A 17,634-nucleotide genomic window follows, 5' to 3' on the forward strand; every position below is an offset into this window, starting at 1 on the left:
CCTGAAATTCCGTACGTTAAAAACAAAAGCTTCGAACCGCTGTCAAACTTTATCCGGCTACTCCCTAACCATGCGGATTTCTGAACTATTCTTACCATTAACCTGCTGCATTTAGATCGAGTAAGCATCCCTGATTTTGGTTACTAAAATATTTTTAAAAATACCCGATTTCCGGTATTGCAAGTACCGGAAAATATTTCTAAAATTGTATTTATTTAAGTTTTTATTTACATTTTATATAATTATTGTAATAAATTATTTTAAATAAATATGTTAACCTTCTACTGTTTCCTGTATTTATGTATCCGGAGAATATGGGCGCAGAGCAATTTTTTTTGTTTTGATTTTTTTTGTCTAATTATTGTTAAAGTGCCTTGTTTGTTGCTATTATTCATAGTGTTTTGTTTTAAATGATGAAAAATATACTGAAAATAAGGAAAGCCGTAAAGTTATAATTCCTTGGTGATTTAGATTTACACATTGAAATCCATGTCTCCTGTTAACCAAATTTGATTATGAAAAAGATTTATCTACTCTTGCCTTTTGTTATGCCATTATTCACTTATTCTCAGGATATCCTTTGGGAAAAATCGTATGGCGGAACTCATGCCGATCACCTCTTTGATGCGCAGCCCACAGCTGATTATGGTTTTATTCTGGCAGGCAGTTCTTTGTCCAATAAAACCGGAAATAAGACGGACGATAATCAGGGTGATTTAGATTACTGGATCTGGAAAATGAACGAAAAAGGCGATCTCGTCTGGCAGAAAAGTATGGGAGGAAATGGTCTTGACTTGCTTCAAAGTGTTAAAAATACCAGAGATGGCGGTTTTATTCTGGCGGGCACTTCAGCTTCAGGAAAGGGGTTTCAAAAAAATGAAAACTGTAAAGGCATTACAGATTTCTGGGTCATAAAATTAGATGCCTCAGGAGCAGAACAATGGCAAAGAACCATAGGGGGTGAAGGCCAGGACGAACTGCTCTGTGCCTTTCAGACCAAAGATGGCGGTTATATGTTAGGAGGTTCTTCGGGTTCCGGCCCATCGGCTGTTTCCATTGTTAAACCCGATGCAAAATCAACAACTACTACAGCCGATTTGTTCAGTAAATCAGAAAAAAGCCGTGGCAATATGGATTACTGGATTGTCAAACTCGACAAGCAGGGCCATATAGAATGGCAGAAAACATACGGTGGGCAATATGCTGATGTGCTGCGAAGCATGGAGCAAACCACAGACAATGGGTATATTCTGGCCGGATACTCCACTTCACCGGTTTCAGGCGATAAAACAGCAAACAATAAGGGTGTTGGAGATTTTTGGATTATTAAAATAAACGATACCGGCGAAATCCAGTGGCAGGATACTTATGGGGCAGAAGGCGACGATCAGCCTTATGTCATTCATCAGACCAGCGATGGCGGTTATATCGTGGGCGGAAACTCCAACAGCAAAAATGCTTTAACCACTTTAGGCGGTATTGTAGGCAACGGCACAGATTACTGGCTACTAAAACTGGATCAGGACGGCGCCGTAGTATGGAGTAAAACCTATGATTTTGGCAAAGTCGATATCCTGACTTCTTTGGTCGAAAACAAAGATCAGAGTTATTTAATTGGCGGCTATGCACAAAGCGAAAGCAAACGCCCGCGAGAAGGGATTATGGGCAAAGTAAGTGGTTTGGTCAGTAAGGAAAAAGACGGTATCAACGATTATATCGCCTTAAAAGTTAATGATAAAGGCGAGGAAATCTGGAGTAAAACCGTAGGCAGTGCCGGAGAAGACATCCTTAGAAAGTTAGTCGAAACCCGCGATGGCGGTTACTTAATGGCCGGTACGTCTAACTCAAGTGCTTCAAAAGACAGAAATGGCAGTATTGGCGGTAATGACTTTTGGGTGGTTAAACTAAAAGATAAAGCAAAAGTAGAAAAAGTCAAATCGAGTATCGAGGCAATCCCCAACCCGGCAACCAGCTATACCAATGTCATTATTGGTTATGATTTTAAGGAAGGTACCGCAACGCTGGTCGATATTATGGGACGCACTTTACAGGAGTTTGCCATTACAAACAGAACGGTTCCGGTGAATTTAAGTAAGTATTCCGAAGGAATTTACATCATCAAAATCAAAACAGATGTAAAAACCGAGTCTGTAAAAGTGATTAAATCTGTTAAATAATGAAGAAGATGAAAAAAATAGTATTATTCTTTACATACCTTTTTTTAGGGACAATTTATTGTATTGCACAAGATATCCCTAATATAATGCCTCCATCACCAAATGCAGCTTCTCTTGGGAAATATGGACAAGTACCAGTAGGTCTGTTTACAGGAACACCGCAAGTCGATATTCCATTATATAGTTTTGCAACTGGAAAAATTGTGGTTCCTATTTCGTTAAATTATAGTTCAAATGGAATAAGAGTAGATGAAATGGCATCTGATGTAGGATTAAGTTGGGCTTTAATTGCAGGCGGAGCTATTACCAGAACAATTATGGACGATGCTGATGAAAACCAAACGGCTGCAGTTCCAAATTTTTCTGATTATACTGCCGAAACACTTACTTATTTACAAAATGCAACAAATGGAGAAGATGGTTATGATACTGCAAATGATATGTATTCTTTTAATTTTAATGGCTTTTCAGGAAAATTCTATTTGAATGAAAATAAAATTCCAGTATTAATAAATCCATCACCATTAAAAATAGAGAGAACTCCTCTAGGGCCATATGCTTTTAAAATTACTGACCCTAGTGGTATTATATATTGGTTTGGAAGCTCGGCCTCTACTGAAAAGATAATGTACAGAACTAAATTATCTGGGCACAACACTTGGACTGGTGAAGAACCCAGCAGTTGGTATATAAGTAAGATTGAAAATCCAAATTCGGGAGATACAGTAACATTTAATTATAGTGTGTCGAATTATTCCTATGATGCTGGTTTATCACAGAGTGTTGCCCGAAGCAAGAGTTCGAGCGGTTCTTATTCCGGGCAAAATTTAGTAATTAGTGAATCACGAGTTTTAGGAGTAATACTTAATTCAATAACATCTGATTCTGGTAAAGTCACTTTTGTATATGCTGCGAGGGATGTGGTATCTAATACAAAAAAAATCGAAAGTATTGAGATTGAAGATATTCACCAAAAAAGTATTAAAAAATTTATATTAGGTTATGATTTAGTTACATCGTCATTGGAAACAGAATATCGTAATCCGCATATTACTTACGAGCCACAATATGGTAAAAGATTATTTTTGACCAGTATTACGGAAATTAACGATGGAATTTCTAAACCAGCCTATCAATTGGCCTATTATGATTATGATAAAATTCCTCCCAGATTTTCTTATGCACAAGATTATTGGGGATACTTTAATGGAGAACAATCTAATGCTTATTTGGTAAGTGATGATGACTATTATTATTCAGGGAGTAAATTTTCTCCGTCAACACTAAAAAATATTTTTGGTAATGTTGGAGGAAATAAAAAGCCTAACGGACTTTATAGTAAAAATGGATTATTAAAAACGATAACCTATCCAACAGGAGGATTCAATGAATTGTTTTACGAACCCCATTCTTATTTTGGTAAAAAACAGATCTATCCAAGTAAAAAACAAGTTGCTATCAATATTTCAAATACAGCAGATCAATTTTCACAAAGCCAAACTGTAATATCAGAAATAATTCCTTTTTCTCAGGAAAAAGTTCCGCTTTATTTCAGTGCAGGAACAGTTAGATGTTGGGAAAGCAGCTGGCCATCACATCATATAAAAGCAACATTAACTGTTGAAGTTGCTGAAAACGGATCTGATGTTTTTACTACTCCTGCTAATGGTACGGGAATCTATGTTGTGATCCCAAATGGAGACAAGGTTTATGATATTAGCAGTTCTGTAGTGGCAGCTCCAACTATTGTGCAACATTATATTGATTTAGTAGAAGGAAATAAATATCGATTTAAAGTAAGTGTTCCGTTTGAGTGTATAAGAGGAGATTTTAGTACATCATTTTATGACTCAGCCTATACTTCGATTGATGCTAATATCGAGGTCGGAGGACAAAGATTATCTAAAATGATAACCACTGATAATGAAAATAAAAAAGAAATAAAAGAATATTATTATGGTAATCTTTCCTGTTTAAGTTGCTCAAGTGGTGTTATAGAACCTCCTGTTCCATCTATCACATTAAAAACTTATCACGACTGGACAGGTAGTACCTGGTCCGGAGATCCATCTTACGCACTTACAGCAACAGATATCCTTACCCTCTCATCAAGCACTTTATGTCCTCTATACACCAAACAAAATAGTCATATAGGATATACGTCAGTTGTGGAGAGTATTGGTGAGAATTTTTCAGCTGGAGGTATAATGCATAAATTCATGAATACGCCTGTTGAGATTGCTCAGCCATTACGAGGACTTTATGTTCCGGGAACCGCATTTAACACCACATTTGGAACCGGAAATGAAATCGAAACACAATATTTTTCTAAAAATAGGAATAGCTACATCACAACAAAAAAAATAGTAAACAGTTATGAATTAAATCCTGTTTTAAATAAAGAACGTTTTGGTTATAGTATTAACCAACGCGATCTTTATTCAGGAGGCTCTTGGTCAATAATTGATAAGATCAAAGGTTATGACATTACAAGGTATATAATTCGATCTCAATGGCATTATATAAAAGAAAGCACGGAGGAGATTTATGATTTAAATGGATTAAATCCAATAAAGACAAAAACCAATTTTAGTTATCATAATCCGGCTCATCTGCAATTAACATCACAAACCACAATAAACTCAAGTCAGGAAACTCTTGAAACGAAATACTATTATGCGCCAGATTTAGAAATGGCAAGTCAACCCTATATAACAGATTTAAAGACATCAAATATCATTATTCCTGCTTTAAAAATACAAGCTTTTAAGGGAGGTGCTAAAATATCAGATCAGTTAATAATCTATGATAAAAGTCAAGAAACTAGTAATTTGTTGCTTCCAAAAGAAGTATTTGTTAATAAAGGTATTGAGGAGATAAATTTAAGTCTTGATAAAAAAATCACCTACAATCAATACGATGATAGAGGTAATATTTTACAATATACAATTGAAGGAGGTACACCGGTTGCTATAATATGGGGCTATAATAAAACCCAGCCTATTGCTAAAATTGAAAATATGAGCTATGCTTCTATTCCCTCTGGTACCATAACAAGTTTGCAGTCACGCTCAGATGCCGATAATGATAATTGCATGTCAGACAGCTGTACGGAGCAATTGCTGCGAAATGAGCTAAATGCGCTTCGAAATTCATTTCCCAATACATCTGTTTCAACTTATACCTATAATCCTTTGGTTGGGGTAACCAGTGTAACAGATCCTAAAGGCATTTCTTCTTATTACGAATATGATTCTTTTGAAAGATTAAAATTTGTAAGGGATCAGGATTTAAATGTGCTTCAAAAATATTGTTACAATTATAAAGGACAGCAAGTCGATTGTACTGATAATAGTTCGACAGGTGTGTTTATTTATAAAAGTGCTGCCAGAAGTGGTTCTTTTACAAAAAGCAATTGTCCTGCAGGAGGGTTTGGGACAAGTGTTCCGTTTAGTCAGATCGCCGGAGTAAGTACATCGAACACTTCACAGGCAGAAGCCGATGCGCTGGCGCTGGCTATATTTAATACAAATGGAAAGGCTAATGCCAATGCCAATGGAAATTGTACTTTTTACAATATAGCTATGAACGCCACATTTACCAAAAATAATTGTGATGCCGGAGGATTCGGTTCAAATGTAAGATTCGGACTGATAGCAGGAATTACCTCTTCCAATATTTCACAGGCAGACGCAGATGCACAGGCTTTAGCTATATTAAATACAAACGGTCAGGTGAATGCCAATGCAAAAGGAAATTGTACTTTTTATAGTGCTGCGCAAAGTGGTTACTTTACTAAAAATAATTGTGCTGCCGGAGGTTCTGGCTCAGCAGTTCTTTATAATCAGGGAGCCGGAGTTGTTTCTTCAAATAGTTCTCAGGCCGATGCCGATGCATTGGGAATGACAAAATTCAATACCGATGGCCAGGCTTATGCCAATGCAAAAGGAATTTGTACTTTTTATAGTGCAGCACAAAGCGGGTCATTTACAAAAAATAATTGTGCAGTTGGAGGTGTGCCGGAAACAGTGACATACAATGTTCCGACAGGACTATACAGTTCAACGGATTCCCAGGCAGCAGCAGATTCTAAAGCCCAATTAGAAATTAACAATAAAGGACAAGCTTATGCTAATGCCAATGGTATATGTACTTTCTATAGTGTGGCCAGAAGCGGATCTTTTATAAAAGATAATTGTACTTCAGGCGGATTGGGTTCTCCTGTAAATTATACTCAGACAGCCGGTTTATACACTTCGACTGTTTCTCAGGCTGATGTAGATTTGGCAGGCCTTGTTGCCTTTAATAGAGATGGGCAGCATTACGCCAATACAAATGGAACATGCACAACAGTTACTTACAATGCTGTCATTAATGATTACGAGCCTCAATTAAGAAAGGCCTGGATAGTACTTAGTGCTTCTGCGGCAAATCATGCCACTACTAGTATTACGGTTAAGATTAAATATGATTATCCCAAAATTAATTCTTGGGCGACTAAAACTGTAGTAATTCCTTTCGAAGCAGGTCAGGCTAGTAAAATATATGAATTACAACTAAACTTTATCAGTACAGTTGAAGTGCAATCATTTACTGTAAATTAATATAATTTTTAAAAATAAACGGTATGAAAAAATACATTATCCTATTTATTCTGTCATTATTTGCACCTTTAAGTTTAACCGCCCAAACTTTCAGCGATGATAACTTTATTTACACTGCCACACCCAAAAAAGCGGTAAAATCAGCCAATTTCCATACACTCACCAAAGACGAGCTCATCCAAAATGTAACTTACTTTGACGGTTTAGGCCGTCCCGTACAAACCATTGCTATTGGTCAGGGAGCAAATGGCAAGGATATCATAACCCCTGTAGAATATGATGGTTTTGGCAGGCAGGTCAAAGAACATTTGCCTTATGCATCGCCAAATGGCGGCAACAGTTATCCCAGAATTGATCCCGCTGCGGCCCTAAATGCGGCCCTAAATTTTTATAAGGCTGACCAGTATCAGAATACCGGCAATCCGTTCTCAGAGAAACAACTCGAGGCTTCGCCATTAAGCAGGGTTTTAAAACAAGCCGCTCCGGGAACTTCCTGGAAAATGGGCAACGGCCACGAAATCAAAATGGATTATCAGACAAACCATGACACCGATGCAGTAAGGTTATACACAGCCACGGCAACCTGGCAGGCGGGTCTGGGCTTGTACGATATTAGTTTTTCAGACGACGGTACTTATGACCCAAATGAATTATACAAAACCATAACCTACGATGAGAACTCGGCTGCAATCCCGGACGAATCTGCGGGTTCTACAATAGAATTTAAAAATTTAGAAGGACAGATAATTTTAAAACGTACTTACGAAGCAGGGGTGAGACACGATACTTACTATGTATATGATATTTACGGAAACCTGACTTACGTACTGCCGCCAAAAGCAACCGGTACAATCGATAGCGGGGTTCTGGACGGTTTATGTTATCAATACAAATACGATTACCGCAATCGCCTGGTCGAAAAAAAACTGCCCGGAAAACAATGGGAATTTATTGTTTACGATAAACTCGACAGGCCTGTTGCCAAAGGCCCTGCTTTTTCGCCTTTTAAAAATGACAACACACAAGGCTGGCTTATTACCAAATACGATGTCTTTAGCCATCCGGTTTATACCGGTTGGATGAACCAATCATCTGGCGCGATCACCAGAAAAGCATTGCAGGATGCCCAGAACACCGCAACGACTTTGTTTGAGACCAGACAAACATCAGGAACTATAGATGGTATTGCCGTAAATTACAGCAATGCCATTGCCCCAACCAATTTTAAGCTTTTAACGGTAAATTATTACGATGATTATGCTTATCCCAATGCCCCCTCAATGCCCCCTACTATTGAAGGGCAGGATATTTTGGCGAACAACAAAGGGCTGGTTACCGGAAACTGGACAAGGGTAATAACCACACCCGATGCCACAGCAGGAGAAACAACGGCCACGTTTTATGATAGAAAGGCACGGCCAATAGCCACACAGCTGCAAAATCATTTAGGCGGATACACCATTACCAACAGCAAACTTGATTTTACAGGAAAAGCAGAGTATACCATCACCAGGCACAAACGCACCCCGGGAGATAATGAAATTACGACAAGAGAAGAGTTTACCTATTCCCCGCAGGACCGCTTGCTTACCCATACCCATCAGATCAACAAAGGTGCCGTACAGCTTTTAGCCGACAACACCTATGATGATTTAGGGCAGTTGATTATAAAAAATGTGGGTAATACAACTGCAAACCCATTGCAAAAAGTACATTTCAGCTATAATGTAAGGGGCTGGCTTATGGGGATCAATAATACAGATAACCTACAACACGATTCAGACCCCATAGATTTGTTTGCCTTTAAGATCAATTACGACAATCAACCCGGAAATTCACAAGTTCAGGCTTTGTACAATGGCAATATTGCCGAAACTTTCTGGAGAACCGCGGCCGATAATGCAGAGCGGGCTTACAGTTATCAATATGACGATCTAAACCGATTAAAAAATGCCATTTATGAGAAAAACGGTCTTATTACCAATGCATATGATGAAAATTTAAGCTACGACAAAAACGGCAATATCATGTCCCTTGTTAGAAATGGGGACCTGGACCCCCAGATAGGAATTTTGGAGATCGATAATCTGGGGTATACCTATCCCCCCAATTCAAACCAGTTGAGTAAAGTAACGGACCATTCTAATAATACAAGTGGTTTTAATGATTTTAATAAAACAGGAGACGATTACCGTTATGATGTTAATGGCAACATGATCACGGATAAAAACAAAAACATTACCCAAATAACATACAACCAACTCAACTTGCCCAAGAAAATTACATTTGGAACAACTGCAACGATTGAGTATATTTACAATGCAGCAGGGCAAAAGCTACAGAAAATCGTAACCGAAAATAGCGTTGCAACGACAACGGATTATCTGGGAGGTTTTCAGTACAAGAATAATGTGTTGGAGTTTTTCCCCACAGCAGAAGGGTATGTAAAAAATGAGAATGGCGCTTTGTCGTATGTTTTTCAGTACAAAGATCATTTAGGCAATGTTCGGATAAGTTATGCCAGAAACCCAGAAACACAAGTTCCTGAAATTATTGATGAGAATAATTATTATCCTTTTGGGTTAAAACATAAAGGATACAATGCTGTCGTAACTTCTACAAATCAAGCTAGTAAATATAAGTATAATGGCAAAGAGCTCCAAGACGAGCTATCACTGAACTTGTACGATTATGGCGCACGTAATTATGACCCAACACTTGGTAGGTGGATGAATATAGATGCGATGGGAGAACTTGCATACCCTATGTCTCCTTATAACTATGCTATGAATAATCCAATATATTTTATTGACCCAGATGGTAACTTTATTGATATTTATTATGGAGAAGATAGTAAAAGAAAAAGTAGATATAATTATCAAAAAGATAGAGATTATTCAAAAGTCGAAGGTGGAGTTGATGGCTTTTTAGCTGATGCTTATAGGGCTCTGGATGCACTGTATGTTGCTTCAAATATTGAAATAGACGGTGAGACAGTCAATGTTATGCAAACATTAATGGATGATAAAAGAGAGTTGTCTTTTGTTGAGGGAGGAGCAGAATTAGGTTCACATTTTGCAAAAGGAAGAGATTTTGAGAGTAAGGGAAAATGGAAAGATGGCTCTAACAATGTTATTGGTACAATACATTTTAATAGAGGTGAAGGTGTTATGTACAATGATAAAATAGATGCTAAAAATTTTAAAGATTTGTATAATGGAACTAAGTTAAGCAGTGATACTAGGATAAATTCACCAACTTCTGTAGTAGGACATGAAATAATGCATGCTTATGGTTGGAATAAAGATAAGAATGCTTATAACTCAAGAACAGACGATATCTCTACAAGAAATGAAACACCATACTTTAAAAATGCAGAAGAAAAAAGAGCAACAACCTTGTCTTCTCAAATTAATATTAAGCTACAAGAGTATCCAAGGAAAAATTATTATGCTGCTCCAGTAATTACGAATGGTGTTTTGTCAAACAAGCCTAAAAAATAATTAAAATATGAAAATAAAAGTATTAATTCTTTTAATAATCTTAGCTAGCTCATGCAGTAATGTTAGAAAAAAAACATTTAATAATAATGGTAAGATTTATTATGAAGAGATTTTAGCAATTAAATTTATGGGAACAATTACTACTCAGCCTTATGCTGTAATGGAAAAATCCTTTTGGTCTTTTCCCGACGAACATGTATATCTAAGAATTAGAAACAATGATTTTATTAAAGAAGTTAAAAATCTAAAAGACAATAGTTTTGATAAATTCAATGAATACAACTATGCTTTTATAGTTAAAGATGATGAATCTGTTGACACGTTATATAGTGATAATACATTGAAAAGTTGGATTTATAAAAAAAATAAAAAAGAATACTACTACTATGATGAGGAAGGAAAAATAGCTGAAAATTTAAGAAGTACATATTCATTTTTTAAGGATTGTTGGTAATATGCAACTCGCTCTTGGAAGAGTTTTACTGGCAGCTGTGTAAATGTTTCGTAATATAAGTATAAGTACAACGGAAAAGAGCTCCAGGACGAGCTAGCGCTTAATGTGTACGACTATCGTGCAAGGAATTATGACCCTGCACTTGGGCGTTGGATGAGCATTGATCCTTTGGCTGAACAAATGAGAAGATACTCGCCTTATAATTATGCGTTTGATAATCCTATTTATTTTATTGACCCAGACGGAATGGCACCTAATGATTGGTACAAAAATTTACTTACAGGAAATGTTTCTTGGAAAGATGGTCATAGTTCTCGACTAGGTTATGAAAATTTAGGCCATACATGGGGAAGCACTGATGTAAACGGAAATAGATTTTTAATGGATGGAGACACAAAACAAATAAGTTATAATGGAAAAGTTCTCCAAGACTTTAATAATGATAAATCTGCTTTTGATATTACAAATGGTTTTACTATTTGGGGTAGTGATAGATCAGGCGATACATCAGGATTAAAAGGTACTGCAACAGATTCTTTTGAAGCATCACACATTCCAGCCATTGGGGGAAGTGCACCAGGTTTAGGTCAAGTATCAGCTTTAGGTAATTTAGCTACTTTAATTAAAAATTTTTTAAATGGTCTTAGTGCTACTGGTGTTACTGCTGGCGTTAAAGGGAGAGTAGATACAATAAACACAGTAACTAATTCTACAGAAGAAGGAAACAAACAAGAATCTAAACCTAACTCAACCAGTGGAACAGAATTTGTAGAAACTGCTCACGATCAAAAAACAGGAAATAGCACTTGGGTAAGAAAAGATATTTATGATGCCCAGCAAAAAAAGAAAGAATGAAAAAGAAATCAAACTATAAAGTAATATTTTTAATCTTATCAGTTTTATTATTGGTATTTATATTTGTTTTGTACTATTTTAAAGACGAGAAAGTGTATATTTTAAAAGAATATGATAGTAATAAAAGATTAATAGGAACAAATGAATATGTTGTTAGAAATGGCGACACCATTTTAAATGGTAAATTTATAAATTATAACGAGAAAGGGGTTAAAATATCTGAAGGCCAATTTGTTAATGGTGAAATTAATGGAAAATGCTCGTATTATTATGATAATGGTAAAATAGAGGAAGTTCATTTTCGAAAAAATAAAGACGTAACTTTAGAGAGCATTTTTTATAATCCAAATGGTTTACTCGAAAAATATGTAGTGTATGATGATTTAGGAAAATCTTCTTTTATTATTCATTTTGATGAAAAAGGAGCAACAAAATATGATGGTCATTTTCAAATAGAAACCTATCAATATAAATACACTCATAATAAGCAATTTAGCATTAAAAAAGAACAGCATTTAAAAGTCGGGGATAAATTAAAATATAGTTATATCGTAGCTAATATTCCTAATGCAAAACGTAGTTTTAAAGTAGAGAATTTAGGAATTGATAATTCTAAAGTTAAGCGAACTCAAAAACACATTCTTCCTACTCAAATTGATGTAGAAGAAGTCTTAACTAAAAAAGGTAAAAATACAATAAGAAGTATCGTCCGTTATGAATTTAACGACAAAGTAACACCTGTTTTTACTGATACCCTTTCTTTTGAAGTTAATGTAAATTAAAAAAAAAACGAACGTTCTAGATATGTCGACAACGTTAGCGCAGAAATTTTGGTAGTGTTACAGATTAGGTGTTTTTACATATTAGCAATGTAACTGGTAATTTATCAGATGTGTTGGTGGTTAATTAAGGCATCTAACATTTACAGAAAACAGTTACACTGATAATGGAGGTTATGTACCGGATGATCCGGGAGATACAACCCACCTATTGATGGTTATGATCCTGTTCCTAATCCGCCAGTTGAGGCAAGTCGTAATGGGGTGATTAATCAACAGGTTTTGTCAGCAAATACAACATCTGGCTCTGGGTTACAATTTTTCCCAACGTCAGAAGGGTATTTTGATACTATTAATCAAAAATATGTATTTCAGTACAAAGATCATTTAGGAAATGTTCGTGTCAGTACTACAAAAGTGGGATCAAGAGTAAATTCTCCAATCCAAAGCAATATAAAAAGTAAAGAAGCCTTTTGGGCTAGAGTTTCGGCTTTAGAAGCAATAAATGTTTGGGTAAAAAGCTTTTTTTAAAATGAAAAAAAAAATAATTTCGAGTATAATCTCTATTTTTTATATGGTTAATATGGAAGGTCAAACAAAGAATAGCGGTATAAATAATAAATGGATTGTTTATAATACTGTAAATAGTGCATTAACTGGTTGGCACTCATTTATGGATAGCTACATTTTAGATTTTACAGACAATAAAAATTTAAAAATTAAAACACTTGGGGACAATGAAATTGTTGATGTACCTTACACTTTCAATACAGATAACGGGCTAATTTATGAAGATACTGGGGAAATACTTTATGGTGTCCTAAAACTAGATTCTAATAAATTATCTCTTAAAATGGGTGAAAAGAGTACAACTACTGTAAGTCTCATTAAGTTGGAAGATAACAGTACACCCCTCGTAATAACTGAGACTCTTGAATTTTTGAAGAAAGGGAAATGGATAAAAGATTTTAATAGTATCCAATTTACTGATGAACCTTATAAAGTTTTAAATCAAATCGAAACTAAATTTAGGGTTTTCATTGAAAGGGATGAGAAAACGAAAAAGGAATATAAAGGAGCTTGGATGCTAGATTCTTATGATGGTGTAATGTTTTTGGAATTATTTTCTGAAAGATTTAATCATAAAGCTATTTATCAAATTAGTAGTATAAATGACGAATTCTTAAAAGCAGTTTCTACAAGTGATAAAGGAGAATCCTTGCCATTAGAATTTACTAAATAAAAAAGACTAAAAAACCGGTAATGTATCAGATGTGTTGGTGGTTAATTAATGCATCTAACAGTTACAGAACACAGTTACACTGATAACGGAGGTTATGTACCGGTTTAGGTTGTGGTGCTTTAGTTACTCCTTAAATAAATAATAAAATATTAAAAAATATAGGTATGTCCATTATTAAGGTTGATGGTTTTAAAGTTTATCAAAATATAGATGGAACTAGATCAATAATTATTGATTCAGAGAAAATAAAGCAATGTATGGATTGTTACTATAAAAATAATCTTGATGGAGTTGCTATTAATGAGTCACATGGCTACTATCTCAATGATATCAATTTTCTTTCAAACTATTCTGAGATCAAAAAGATTTCGATTTCTGAGGGAATAAAAGATATCAAAGGGATTCACCATCTTAAAAATTTAGAAATATTAATTCTCTCGGGTAAAAACCGAGAGATTGATTTTCAATCATTTCCTAAACTATTTAAGCTAACGCTTGATTGGAGTTTAAAGCAAAAAAATTTAGAAAGCTGCAAATCGCTCCAAAGTCTAGCTATATATAGTGGCTATAATCCCAAGAGCAAAAATTTAAAGGATATCGGAAATATTTATTGGCTAAAAAGTATAGAAATAAATAATTCGACAATAACGACACTTGAAGGCTCGGACAGATTCGATAGATTGGAAATTTTGGAATTTAATTACTGTACAAAACTGGAAGATATTTGTGGTTTTGACAAAAGTAGAAAAACGCTTAAATCACTATTGTTTAATCATTGTAAATCTATCAAAAATCACGAGTGTGTGAGAGATTTTAATAAACTACAAATACTAGCATTCAATAATTCAGGTGTTATAAAATCACTTGAATTTATAAAGAAAATGATTTCTTTAAAATCATTTCGATTTATGGGTACTGATGTTACAGATGGGGATATATCACCTTGCATAGGATTGGATTATGTAAGTTTTACTAATAAAAAGCACTTTACCCATAAAATGGAACAATTGAAAAAGTAACATTTTGCATAAGAAAAAAAATGTTATGATATTTAGGTAAAACTATTTTCTTGGTGTAATATATTAATCGCAGAAACTTCTTGATAACTTAAAAAAAAATAAAAAGAAATAGATGTAAATGGATAAATACAGAATTAAGATTAGTGAAAAGCTAGCTGGTTTAGATGATGAAAAAAAGATCACTTTTTCGTTATTGATATGTGAAAGACTATTACCAAATTATGTTTATTTTTCAAAAAAATATGGTTATGGAGATCCATCACAATTAGAGGAGATTATTTCAACTCTCTTTAAGGATTTAATTGAGAAGAATAAATCCCAGAATATCGATAATTATATTAATGTTGTTGAGAATTTAACTCCAGATACTGAGGATTACAGTACAATATTAGCTTCTTTTGCCCTAAATGCATGCACATCAATATTGAGTACATTATTCTTTTTAAAGGATGATGATTTTGAAAATTTAGCTGATGTTGCAACATATGCTAGAGACACAGTTGACATGTTTATTCAGGAACGAGATGATCTGGACATGAATGATAGTCAAATGGAAATATTGATTGAGAAAGATCCTTTTATGCAGAAAGAATTAAAAAGACAATTTGAAGTTGTAGATTATTTAAATAATTCAAAGTCAGACTCATTATCAGTAATTGATTTAGTTTCACTTAGAGAATTGGCAAAGAACGATATTATCGACATATCGTTATTGAATAACATCTAAAAAAAATGCGATAAAATTGAAGTAAAAATAAAGGGTATTTTTGCACCCTTATTTTTTTGATTAATGTAGAACTAAATTTTAAAACCCAAAAAGATGTCTGTTGAGGATAAAAACATAATTGATATTATTACCATAGACAAACAGGGAGTATTGGTTCTGACGATATCTGATCATTTAGAGTGGAATGATGAGAACGAACATTTATTACTGTTACAAGAGAAGATAAATAGTTATCTGGATTTTATTGAAAACGGTCAGCTGGCTGAAAGATATCCTGATAAAGCTGATAAAAAAATTATGATACAAGTAGTATTCAAGTACTATCCTAATAAAACAGCTGAAGAGTTTTTAGCGATCGTAAAAAGATTTCTAAGTGAAAAAGGCAATGCCTTTGATTTTTATAAACTTGAGGATAAATAATATTAGATTTGAGTTATTTAGCGTTAAGACAAAGTGATGAATAGAGAAGAGTTTTTAAAAATTATCAAGATTAACATTGATAAAAATGATTACCACCTTACATTAGTCAATGGAGGACAGCATCCTGAATTTTCCTATTCAATAGGTTTAACAGAAAAGCTTGGATTTGAATTAATAATAGCAGGAGGATATATTTCCATAGAAAATAATGAACTAATCTTTAGGTATATTTACAATGAATTAGTGTCTGGTAAGACAGTAGATTCTGAATTTTATCTCTCAAAAAATGATGGCTTTTATCTCGGTAATGTTGATACTTCATGGAGTAAAGAACTGATGCTTGGAGTTTACGATTATTATAATGAAGATATAATTAAGGCGTATCAAATTATTCCAAAAGAAAGAACGCTGGATATTCCATTAATGTCAGAAATAAAGAAAGCGGACAATCCTATCTGGAAGTGGTTAGATATGGATTGGAATTTAAACGTTTCTAAAAATTCTTATGCAATAACGGATATTGATTCTTTGAAAGGGAAAACAATAACGGAATTAACCAGATGGGAAGATAATGTATGGGAAATGTTTTCAGGTCCTGGTCCAGATTTCCAAGAAGAAGAGATAAGAATAGTTTCTCTCGGAACAATACTGGCGATAGATCCTTCACTATGTAAAATTCTTAAATTAAAAATCGGCGAAGGGTTATGGCGTGAAAATAGAAATTTCGATTGGCAGGAGTGGTAGCTAGAAAGAGAGTATTTTTAAATTTATATTAATGGCGTATTTAATGGTATAATTTGAAATTTTATTATGATAAATGAAATAAACGATAAGATAACTTTAGTATACTATGACTTGGATGGTAACATAGCCATGGAAAGTGTATGGGCTTCCAACGAAGGAACAGGCTATAGAATTAAAAATATACCTTTTTTTGCTCCCAATCTAGCTTATGATGATTTAATCAGTGTTGAAGATGATAATGGTGAGTTATTTTTTGACGACATATTAGAGGAGTCGGGAAATAGTACTATTCAGCTAATAATCTATAATGAAAAGGATATTGAAGATATCACAAAAAAGATTGAAAGTTTTGAATGTGGTTGGGAAGGCAGTCATCTAAAAGGGCATATTTCTGTAAATGTTCCCAGAGAAATCTGCTATAAGGCAGTTAAGATTTTTCTAAATAATGAATTCGTAGATAAAAAACTGGATTATAAAGAGGCATGTCTTAGTCATGAAAAATAAGATTAAAAAGTAAGAAAATTAAAAAATGAGAAAAGTTATACTATTTGTAACAGTGCTTATTGCATTTAATAGTTTCAGCCAGAGCATACAGGACTCTGATATTAGGTCTTTTGAAAATAAAATTTCTAAAATAAAAAATACAGAACTTCTTTCTATGTCAGATAAGCTATATGAATCGCAAACAGAAAGTGCAAAGACTATTATTGCACTTAAAGAGTGTGTAAAAAGAAATCTTGACAAAGGCAATAGCTTATACAGACTCGGAGTGAGTTATATCGAGAATGGTGAAACTGAAAATGGAATAAAGGAACTCGAAAAAGCTATTAAAATTGAGCCTGAAAATTTTAAAGCCTATTTCAATATAGGGGCTGTATGTTATGATATTAAGCAATATGAGAAATCAGTAGAGTATTATCAGAAAGCATTAGAAATTGAACCAAAAAATGATGCCTGCTACTACGGAATAGCTTTATCAGAATATATTTTAAATAAAAAAAAGAGTAGTAAACAAAACTGTGAAAAGGCTTTGAAGTTAAATCCCAATAATATAAATGCTAAACTGCTTTTAGAAAAGTATTAGCAAGCTTGACAGTTTTTCTAAGAAT

Annotated in this window: 13 protein-coding genes and 1 pseudogene; all 14 read left to right on the forward strand. The window is 34.1% G+C overall.

The genetic code is table 11. The features are described from left to right. Nucleotides 1–515 precede the first annotated feature (515 nt). The 14 genes and pseudogenes from ACHRWY_RS21880 to ACHRWY_RS21945 all read left to right on the forward strand — a co-directional run bounded on the left by ACHRWY_RS21880 (nucleotide 516) and on the right by ACHRWY_RS21945 (nucleotide 17,609). Nucleotides 516–2,177 (forward strand): T9SS type A sorting domain-containing protein, encoded by a 1,662-nt coding sequence (locus ACHRWY_RS21880; RefSeq protein ID WP_395357525.1) that lies wholly within the window; start codon nucleotides 516–518, stop codon nucleotides 2,175–2,177. A gap of 8 nt (nucleotides 2,178–2,185) precedes the next feature. Beyond that, nucleotides 2,186–6,781 (forward strand): DUF5977 domain-containing protein, encoded by a 4,596-nt coding sequence (locus ACHRWY_RS21885; RefSeq protein WP_395357526.1) that lies wholly within the window; start codon nucleotides 2,186–2,188, stop codon nucleotides 6,779–6,781. Between the two features lie 23 nt (nucleotides 6,782–6,804). Further along, complete coding sequence (locus ACHRWY_RS21890) at nucleotides 6,805–10,284, forward strand: DUF6443 domain-containing protein (protein WP_395357527.1); 3,480 nt, start codon at nucleotides 6,805–6,807, stop codon at nucleotides 10,282–10,284. Between the two features lie 7 nt (nucleotides 10,285–10,291). Continuing rightward, nucleotides 10,292–10,738: a hypothetical protein gene (locus ACHRWY_RS21895; RefSeq protein WP_395357528.1), complete on the forward strand. Its 447-nt coding sequence runs from the start codon at nucleotides 10,292–10,294 to the stop codon at nucleotides 10,736–10,738. A 54-nt stretch (nucleotides 10,739–10,792) separates the two neighbouring features. Further along, nucleotides 10,793–10,987 (forward strand): annotated as a pseudogene (locus tag ACHRWY_RS21900) (RHS repeat domain-containing protein); the annotation flags it as partial. Between the two features lie 602 nt (nucleotides 10,988–11,589). Then, nucleotides 11,590–12,375 carry a hypothetical protein gene (locus ACHRWY_RS21905; RefSeq protein WP_395357529.1) on the forward strand — a complete coding sequence of 262 codons (786 nt, stop codon included), beginning with the start codon at nucleotides 11,590–11,592 and terminating at the stop codon, nucleotides 12,373–12,375. A 279-nt stretch (nucleotides 12,376–12,654) separates the two neighbouring features. After that, nucleotides 12,655–12,903, forward strand: a complete 249-nt coding sequence (locus ACHRWY_RS21910; protein WP_395357530.1) for a hypothetical protein — start codon at nucleotides 12,655–12,657, stop codon at nucleotides 12,901–12,903. Between the two features lies 1 nt (nucleotide 12,904). Beyond that, nucleotides 12,905–13,615 (forward strand): hypothetical protein, encoded by a 711-nt coding sequence (locus tag ACHRWY_RS21915; RefSeq protein WP_395357531.1) that lies wholly within the window; start codon nucleotides 12,905–12,907, stop codon nucleotides 13,613–13,615. A gap of 164 nt (nucleotides 13,616–13,779) precedes the next feature. After that, on the forward strand, nucleotides 13,780–14,634 hold the full coding sequence (locus ACHRWY_RS21920) for a hypothetical protein (protein ID WP_395357532.1): 855 nt from the start codon (nucleotides 13,780–13,782) through the stop codon (nucleotides 14,632–14,634). Between the two features lie 118 nt (nucleotides 14,635–14,752). Continuing rightward, nucleotides 14,753–15,361, forward strand: a complete 609-nt coding sequence (locus tag ACHRWY_RS21925; protein ID WP_395357533.1) for a DUF416 family protein — start codon at nucleotides 14,753–14,755, stop codon at nucleotides 15,359–15,361. Nucleotides 15,362–15,454: 93 nt separating this feature from the next. After that, nucleotides 15,455–15,781, forward strand: a complete 327-nt coding sequence (locus tag ACHRWY_RS21930) for a DUF6572 domain-containing protein (protein ID WP_395357534.1) — start codon at nucleotides 15,455–15,457, stop codon at nucleotides 15,779–15,781. Nucleotides 15,782–15,817: 36 nt separating this feature from the next. Then, on the forward strand, nucleotides 15,818–16,525 hold the full coding sequence (locus tag ACHRWY_RS21935) for a DUF4262 domain-containing protein (RefSeq protein WP_395357535.1): 708 nt from the start codon (nucleotides 15,818–15,820) through the stop codon (nucleotides 16,523–16,525). 66 nt (nucleotides 16,526–16,591) lie between these two features. Then, the gene (locus tag ACHRWY_RS21940; RefSeq protein ID WP_395357536.1) at nucleotides 16,592–17,029 is read left to right on the forward strand and encodes a DUF4265 domain-containing protein; all 438 of its coding nucleotides are present in this window, start codon (nucleotides 16,592–16,594) and stop codon (nucleotides 17,027–17,029) included. A 25-nt stretch (nucleotides 17,030–17,054) separates the two neighbouring features. Next, nucleotides 17,055–17,609 carry a tetratricopeptide repeat protein gene (locus ACHRWY_RS21945; RefSeq protein ID WP_395357537.1) on the forward strand — a complete coding sequence of 185 codons (555 nt, stop codon included), beginning with the start codon at nucleotides 17,055–17,057 and terminating at the stop codon, nucleotides 17,607–17,609. Nucleotides 17,610–17,634 lie beyond the last annotated feature (25 nt).

It is taken from the genome of Flavobacterium sp. FlaQc-48 (assembly GCF_044007335.1).
Classification (GTDB): domain Bacteria; phylum Bacteroidota; class Bacteroidia; order Flavobacteriales; family Flavobacteriaceae; genus Flavobacterium.